Origin of the sequence: Streptomyces sp. URMC 127 (assembly GCF_051386535.1) — a bacterium.
Taxonomy (GTDB): Bacteria; Actinomycetota; Actinomycetes; order Streptomycetales; family Streptomycetaceae; genus Streptomyces.
The window spans coordinates 20,617-27,697 of record NZ_JBPQTW010000079.1; the positions used below are offsets into that span (position 1 = coordinate 20,617).

The following is a 7,081-nucleotide window of genomic DNA, read 5'->3' on the forward strand; positions in this document are numbered from 1 at the left end:
GCCCTTTTTGGCCTGCTTCTGGCCTGCGCAGTTCAGGAGATGCCGAGTTCGTCGTCGAGGAGCTCGTACAGCTCCTCGTCGCTCGCCGAGCTGAGGTCGTCTTCGTCCTCGGCTCCGCCGGCGCCTCCCGGATCGGCCGGCTCGTTCCCGTTCCAGCGGGCGAGCAGCGCCTGGAGACGCATGTTGATCTTGGTTCGGGTGACGTTGTCGACGCCGTCCGCTCCGGCGCCGTCGAGGGCGGCGGCGAGGCGGTCGAGCTCGTCGAAGACGGGCGCCGTGCCGCCCGTGCCCCCGGGGAGGTCCTTCAGGACCCGCTGCGCGAGCGCGGCGGGCGTCGGGTGGTCGAAGACCAGCGTCGCGGGCAGCCGCAGGCCGGTGGCCTTGTTCATCCGGTTGCGGAGCTCCACGGCGGTCAGCGAGTCGAAGCCCAGGTCGCCGAAGGCCTGGCCGGGCTGGACGGCCTTGGCCGAGCTGTGCCCGAGGACGGCGGCGACCTCGGAGCGGACGAGGTCCAGGACCGCCTCTTCGCGCTCGCTCTCGGGCAGGTCCGCGATCCGCTGCGCCAGTGGTACGGAGGCCGCCCGGTCGGTGCGCCGTGGCCGGCCGCCGACGAGCGTCCTGAGCAGCGGCGGCACGGGTGCGGCCGCGTTGCGCAGGGCGGCGAGGTCCAGCCGTGCCGCCACCACGACCGGCTCCGGCAGGGCGAGTGCGGCGTCGAGGAGTGCGAGGCCGTCCTCGTCGGAGAGCGGCAGCACGCCGCCGCGGGCGAGCCGGGTGCGGTCGGCGCCGCCGAGGTCCTCGGTCATGGTGCCGGTCCGCTGCCACAGGCCCCACGGCAGGGACACCGCGGGCAGCCCCTGCGCACGGCGGTGCCGGGCGAAGGCGTCCAGGAAGGCGTTGGCCGCGGCGTAGTTGGCCTGGCCGGGGGTGCCGAGCGTGCCCGCGAGCGAGGAGAAGAGGACGAACGCCGACACGTCGCCCGCCAGTTCGTGCAGGTTCAGCACCGCGTCGGCCTTGGGGCGCAGCACCGCGTCCAGGCGCTCCGGGGTGAGCGAGCCGACCACCCCGTCGTCGAGGACGCCGGCCGTGTGCACGACGGCCGTGACCGGTGTGGCGGCCAGTACCGCGGCGAGGGCGTCGCGGTCGGCCGCGTCGCAGGCGGCCCAGTGCACGTCGGCGCCCGCGGCGGTCAGTTCCGCGCCGAGTTCCGCCGCGCCGTCGGCGTCGGCGCCGCGCCGGCTCATCAGCAGCAGGCTGCGCACGCCGTGCCGGGCGACGAGGTGCCGGGCGACGAGGCCGCCCAGGGCGCCGGAGGCGCCGGTCAGGAGCACCGTGCCGGTGCCGAAGTCCGGTGTCTCCTGCGGGGCGTCGGCGGCGGCCCTGGCGAGCCGGGGCAGCAGGAGCGCGTCGCCGCGCAGCGCTGCCTGCGGTTCTTCGGAGGCGACGAGGCGGGGAACGACCGTGGCCGCGATCTTCTCCCAGTCGCTGTCCCCGTCGTTGCTCCAGTCGTTGTCCCTGTCGCTGTTCAGGTCGGTGTCGAGGAGGACGATGCGGTCCGGGTTCTCCGACTGCGCCGACCGGACCAGGCCCCACACCGCCGCCTGTGCCGGGTCGCCCGGTGCCGCGTCGTCCTCACCGGTGGCGACCGCGCCACGGGTCACCAGCACCAGGCGGGCCGCCCGGTCCTCGGCCAGCCACCACTGCACCAGCGCGAGCACCTCGGCCAGGACGTCCCGGACCCGTCCGGCGTCGCCCTCGGTGCCCGCCCCGGCCGGGCAGGGCACGACGACGGCGTCCGCGTCCGGGTCCGTCCCGGTCTCCGCCCCCTGAGCGGCGGCGCGGAGGGAGGCGATGTCGTCGTAGGCCCGTATCACCGGGCTGTTCGCTTCGGCCGCCGTAGCGGCGAGCGGTGCCCACTCCACGGTGAACAGGGAGTCCCGGGAGCTCGTCCGCAGCTGGTCGGCCGAGACCGGGCGCAGCGTCAGCGACTCCACGGACACGACGGGCCGGCCCGTGCCGTCGGCGGCTTCCAGCCGGACGGCGTCCCCGCCGGCCTGGGAGAGCCGTACCCGCAGGCGGTCCGCTCCGGTGCCGTGCACCGCGACGCGGGACCATGCGAAGGGCAGCAGGGGACCGTCGGCCGCCGGTACGAGGCCGCCGGCGCCGAGCGCGTGCAGCGCGGAGTCGAGCAGGGCCGGGTGCACTCCGAACGCTTCCGCGTCCGCGTGCGCTTCGCCGGGGACGGCCAGCTCGGCGTAGACCGCGTCGTTGCCGCGCCAGGCGGCGCGCAGGCCCTGGAAGAGCGGGCCGTAGCTCAGGCCGAGGCCGGCCAGTCCGTCGTAGAAGCCGTCGAGGTCCACCGGCCGGGCGTCGGCCGGGGGCCAGCTGCTCAGGTCGGTGCCCGTGGGGGTCGCTCCCGTGGCGAGGGCGCCGGTGGCGTTGCGGATCCAGGGGCCGTCCCCCGTACGCGAGTGCACGCTCATCGGGCGGCGGCCCGAGTCGTCCTGGGCTCCCACGTGGACCTGGACCTGGACGCCAACGTGTTCGGGCAGCACCAGCGGTGCCTGCAGCGTGAGCTCCTCGACCAGGTCGCAGCCGGTCCGGGCCGCGGCGTGGGCGGCCAGTTCCACGAAGGCCGTGCCCGGCAGCAGCACGGTGCCCAGCACCGCGTGGTCGGCCAGCCAGGGCTGGGCCTGCAGGGACAGCAGGCCGGTCAGCAGGTGGCCGCCGTCGCCGGGCAGTTCCACCGCCGCGCCGAGGAACGGGTGGTCGGCGGCGTCCAGCCCGGCCGTCCGTACGTCGCCGGCCGGTGCGCCCGCCTCCAGCCAGTACCGCTCGTGCTGGAACGCGTACGTGGGGAGGTCGACGCGGCGCGCGCCCGGCAGGACGGCCTCCCAGTCGATGCGGGCGCCGTGCACGTGGGCCTGTGCCAGCGACAGCATCAGCCGGTGCCGGCCGCCGTCGCCGCGGCGCAGCGTCGGCACGACCGCGGCGTCGGCGCCGGCGGCCTCGACGGCGTCCTGGATGCCCGCCAGCTGCACGGGGTGCGGGCTGACTTCGACGAACACGTCGTGCCCGTCGGCCAGGGCGGCGCGGATCGCGTCGTGGAACCGCACCGTCTGCCGCATGTTGCGGTACCAGTAGCCGGAGCCGAGCTCGCTCGCGTCCAGCTTCCCGCCCGTCACCGTGGAGTAGAAGGGCACGGTGCCGGGGAGGGTGCCGATGCCGGCAAAGCCCTCGTTCGCCTGCGCTTCGACGCGTTCGATCTGCGGCGAGTGGGCGGCGTAGTCGACGGCGACCTTGCGGGCCTGGATGCCCTCCTTCTCGCAGTGCGCGAGGAGTTCGTCCAGGGCGTCGGTGTCGCCGGAGACCACGACGGTCCCGGGTCCGTTGACGGCGCCGATGCCGAGGCGGCCGGTCCAGCGGCCGATCAGCTCCTCGGCCTCTTCGCCGGGGAGCGTCACCGAGGCCATGCCGCCGAGGCCCTGGAGCTCGCGCACGGCGAGGCTGCGCCGCGCGACGATGCGCGCGCCGTCCTCCAGGGAGACCGCTCCCGCGATCACCGCCGCGGAGACCTCGCCCTGGGAGTGCCCGACGACGGCGTCGGGGGTGACTCCGAAGGAGCGCCACACTTCGGCCAGCGCGACCGTCATGGCCCACAGCACGGGCTGCAGCACGTCGACCCGGTCCTGCTCGACGTCGGACGTGCCGCGGAGCACTGCGGTCAGCGACCAGTCCACGTGCGGCGCGAGGGCCCGCTCGCAGGCGTCGATCCGGTCGCGGAAGACCGGGGAGGTCTCCAGCAGCTCGGCGGCCATGCCCACCCACTGCGAGCCCTGGCCCGGGAACACGAAGACGGTCTTGCCGCCGGTGCGTGCGGTGCCGGTCACGGCGTTGGGCGGCGTGGTGCCGCCGGCGATGCCGGCCAGCCCCTGCCGGAGCTCCTCGGGGTTGTCCGCGACGACCACGGCGCGGTGTTCGAAGGCCGCGCGGGTGGTGGCCAGCGAGTACGCCGTGTCGGCCACCGGTACCGCCTGGCCGCCGGTGCTGCCGGTGCCGTCGGTGTCGCCGGTGTCGTTGAGGAAGGACGCGAGGCGTGCGGCCTGCGCCCGCAGCGCCGCTTCGGTCCGGCCGGAGAGCACCCACGGCACGGCCGTGCCCGAGTCCGGGGCAGGGGCGGCCGCGGGCGCGGCTGCGGCGGGGGCCTGCTCGATGATGGTGTGGGCGTTGGTGCCGCTGACGCCGAAGGACGAGACCGCGGCGCGGCGCGGACGGTCGGTCTCCGGCCAGTCGACGGCCTCGGTCAGCAGCCGTACGTCACCCGCCGACCAGTCGACATGCGGGGTCGGCTCGTCCACGTGGAGCGTGCGCGGCAGCATGCCGTGGCGCATCGCCATGACCATCTTGATGACACCGGCCACGCCTGCGGCGGCCTGCGTGTGGCCGATGTTGGACTTCAGCGAGCCCAGCCACAGGGGCTGTCCCTCGGGGCGTTCCTGGCCGTACGTGGCGATGAGCGCCTGCGCCTCGATCGGGTCACCGAGCTTGGTGCCGGTGCCGTGGGCCTCGACGGCGTCGACGTCGGCCGGGGTGAGGCCGGCGGACGCCAGGGCCTGGCGGATGACGCGCTGCTGGGAGGGGCCGTTGGGGGCGGTCAGGCCGTTGGACGCGCCGTCCTGGTTGACGGCCGAGCCGCGGACGACCGCGAGGACCTGGTGCCCGTTGCGCTCGGCGTCGCTGAGCCGCTCCACCAGCAGCATGCCGACGCCTTCGCCCCAGCCGGTGCCGTCGGCACCGGCGGCGAACGCCTTGCACCGTCCGTCGGGCGACAGGCCGCGCTGGCGGCTGAACTCCACGAAGACCGTGGGGCTCGCCATGACGGTGACACCGCCGGCGAGGGCCATGGTGCACTCGCCGTTGCGCAGCGCCTGCACGGCCAGGTGCAGGGCGACCAGCGACGACGAGCACGCGGTGTCTACGGTGACGGCCGGGCCCTCCAGGCCGAAGGTGTACGAGACGCGGCCGGAGGCGACGCTGCCGGAGCCACCTGTGGTGAGCAGGCCCTCGACGCCCTCGGGCAGTTCGCGCGGGCCCTGCCCGTAGTCGTGGTACATCAGGCCCGTGAAGACGCCGGTGCTGCTGCCGCGGACCGTCGCCGGGTCGATCCCGGCGCGTTCGAACGCCTCCCAGGACGCCTCCAGCAGCAGCCGCTGCTGCGGGTCCATGGCCAGGGCTTCGCGGGGGCTGATGCCGAAGAAGCCGGCGTCGAAGTCGGCCGCCTCGTGCAGGAAGCCGCCGTCGCGCGCGTAGGTCTTGCCGAGGCGCTCGGGGTCGGGGTCGTAGAGCCCGTCGACGTCCCAGCCGCGGTTGTCCGGGAAGCGGGAGATGCCGTCCCGGCCGGCGGCCACCAGCCGCCACAGGTCCTCCGGCGAGCGCACCCCGCCCGGCAGGCGGCAGCTCATGCCGACGATGGCGATCGGCTCGTCGTCGGCGGCCGCGGTCCGCCGCGTGGCGGCCGCGGTCGTGGACGCGTCCGCCGGGGCCTCGCCGAGGAGTTCCGTGCCGATGTGCCGGGCCAGGGCGGCGGGGGTGGGGTGGTCGAAGACGAGGGTGGCGGGCAGGCGCAGACCGGTGGCGGTGGACAGCCGGTTGCGCAGTTCCACGGCCGTCAGCGAGTCGAAGCCCAGGTCCTGGAAGGCGTGCCCGGCCCGGACGGCCCCCGGCGAGGCGTGCCCGAGGACGGCGGCGACCTCGGCCCGGACCAGGTCCAGGACGGCCTCGTCGCGCTCGTCCGCGGCCAGCCCGGCGAGCCGGCCGGCGAAGGTGCCGGTGGCGGCGCTCCGGGCGGTGCCGCGCGTGGTGCCGCGGACGAGTCCGCGCAGCAGTGCCGGCACGGTGCCGGCCGCCTGGTTGCGCAGGGCGGCGGTGTCAAGGCGGACGGGTACGAGCACGGGCTCGTCCGAGGCGAGCGCCGCGTCGAACAGCCGCAGGCCGTCCTCGGTGGAGAGCGGCAGGACGCCGGAGCGGGCCATGCGCGTACGGTCCGTCGCGTCGAGGGCGCCGGCCATGGCGCCGTCCTGCTCCCACAGGCCCCACGCCAGCGAGACCGTGGGCCGGCCCTGGGCGCTGCGGTGCCGGGCGAAGGCGTCGAGGAAGGCGTTGGCCGCGGCGTAGTTGCCCTGGCCGGGGTTGCCGAAGGCGCCCGCGGCGGACGAGAACAGCACGAACGCCGTGTCCTCGCCGGTGAGCTCGTGCAGGTTGAGCACGGCGTCGGCCTTGGGCGCGAGGACGGCGTCCAGGCGCTCCGGCGTCAGCGCGGCGATCACGCCGTCGTCGAGCACGCCGGCGGTGTGCACGACGGAGTCGACCGGGGTGTCGGCCAGCAGCCCGGCGAGGGCGTCACGGTCGGCGACGTCGCAGGCGGCCCAGGTCGCTTCGGCGCCGAGCGCGGCGAGCTCGGCCTGCAGGGCGGCGGCACCGGGGGCGTCCGCGCCGCGACGGCTGACGAGCAGCAGTCGGCGCACGCCGTGAGCGGTCACCAGATGCCGGGCGAGGGCCCCGCCGAGCGCGCCGGAGGCGCCGGTGAGCAGAACGGTACCGAGCCCGCCCGGGGCGGAGCGGAGACCGCCCGGGGCGGTGGGGAGGTTCGGGGCGGTGCCCAGGCTCGGGGCTGTGCCCGGGCTCGGAGCGGTGCGGAGGCTCTGGGCGGTGCCGAGGCTCTGGGCGGTGCCCCGGATGAAGGCGGAGGCGGTGCCCTCGCCGGAGACGGTGGCCTCGGCCAGGCCGGAAGACGGGCCCTCGCCAAGGCCGGAGGCCGGGTCCTCGCCAAGGCGGGAAGCCATATCCCCAGCCATGCCGGAAGACGAGTCCTCGCCGAGGCTGGACGCCGAATGCCCGGCCATGCCGGAGGCCGTGTCCTCGCCAAGGCCGGAAGCCATATCCCCAGCCATGCCGGAAGACGAGTCCTCGCCAAGGCCGGAAGCCGGGTCCTCGCCAAGGCTGGACGCCGAATGCCCGGCCATGCCGGAGGCCGTGTCCTCGCCAAGGCCGGAAGCCATATCCCCAGCCATGCCGGAAGACG

The 7,081-nt window shown here is 75.7% G+C and carries 1 pseudogene; it reads right to left on the reverse strand.

Going from position 1 to position 7,081, the window contains the following annotated elements:
- Nucleotides 1-32: 32 nt before the first annotated feature.
- Nucleotides 33-6,599: pseudogene (locus ACSNOH_RS17790) on the reverse strand (SDR family NAD(P)-dependent oxidoreductase); the annotation flags it as partial.
- Nucleotides 6,600-7,081 lie beyond the last annotated feature (482 nt).